Source organism: Bartonella sp. 220B (genome assembly GCF_026930205.1).
Classification (GTDB): Bacteria; Pseudomonadota; Alphaproteobacteria; order Rhizobiales; family Rhizobiaceae; genus Bartonella.
Genome location: NZ_JANHOI010000052.1, coordinates 1 through 1,439 on the forward strand (window position 1 = coordinate 1; position 1,439 = coordinate 1,439).

Below are 1,439 nucleotides of genomic sequence, written 5' to 3' on the forward strand. Positions count from 1 at the left end.
TGATCTAGTTTCTGTTGCCATGTGACATATTCAGAACTGCCTTCCTTTGGTTTTTCATTTTTGAGATAATATTCCTCACGATAAACAAAAAGAACGATATCAGCATCTTGTTCAATAGAGCCTGATTCACGTAAATCAGACAGTTGCGGGCGTTTATCTGTACGATTTTCGACTTGTCGTGAAAGTTGTGAAAGCGCAATGATAGGAATATTCAGTTCTTTTGCTAGTGACTTAAGACCCATGGTAATAGCTGTAATCTCTTGAACACGATTTTCAGAAGAGCGCCTTGAATTGCTCGTGATCAACTGGATATAGTCGATAATCAAAACATCTAAACCATGTTGCCTCTTTAAACGCCTTGCACGCGCGGATAATTGTGCAATGGATATACCACCGGTTTGATCGATATATAGCGGTGCTTTTTGCAAGCGGCTCATTGCACGAATGATTTGTGTAAATTGCTCTTCCGAAATATTCCCACGACGGATATCAGAAGAAGAAACTTCAGTTTGTTCAGATATAATACGGGTTGCTAATTGTTCAGATGACATTTCAAGCGAGAAAAAACCAACAATGCCACCCTCATTTTCTTGTGTTGACGCATCGCGCTTGTAAGCATTGGCAATGTTAAAGGCAATATTGGTAGCAAGTGAGGTTTTTCCCATACCGGGGCGACCAGCCAAGATAATCAAATCAGATGCTTGTAAGCCTCCCATTTTATCATCAAGTGTCTTGATATGAGTAGCTATCCCAGAAAGCCTTGAAGAGCGCTTTTTTGCAGCATTTGCCATGTTAATAGCTTTTGTGATGGCTGTCTCAAAATTTTCAAACCCGCCCCCGTATTTTCCCTTTTCTGCCAATTCAAACAACTGGTGTTCAATCGTTTCAATTTGTTTGGATGGCGTAAGCTCTATGGGGGCATCAAACGCTGTATTAACGATTTCATTGCCAAGGTTAATTAAGGAGCGTCTAATGAAAAGATCATAAATAACCCGCCCGTAATCTTTAGTATTAATGATTGTTACTGCTTCCTTTGCTAATCGCACAATGTAACTGAATACAGTGATGTCACCGATTTTTTCATCATCTGTAAAAAAGGATTTAATAGTAATTGGATTTGCTACTTTTCCCTTTTGAATAACCTGCAAAACAATATCAAAAATCTTTTGATGCAAGGGTTCAAAAAAATGATTTGGTTTCAAAAAATCAGAGACGCAATCAAGAGCATCATTGTTAATAAGAATTGCCCCTATTAATGCCTGCTCAGCTTCAATATTATGAGGAAGATGACGGAAAGAAGCAGGCTCGTTTGTTTGTACAGGAATGGAATTAACAGCGTTTGTTATAGTCATAATGTTTTTAACTACTTTAAAATAAAATCATTATAACTCACTGAATCTATAGAATGAATCCCATTTTTATTTTTTAAAACAGCTTGC

1 protein-coding gene is annotated in these 1,439 nt (G+C 37.6%); it reads right to left on the reverse strand.

Features of this window, described 5'->3' with window-relative positions; translation table 11 throughout:
• On the reverse strand, positions 1–1,352 hold a 1,352-nt coding region (locus NPX99_RS08615), incomplete at its 3' end, for a replicative DNA helicase (RefSeq protein WP_269031416.1).
• Positions 1,353–1,439 lie beyond the last annotated feature (87 nt).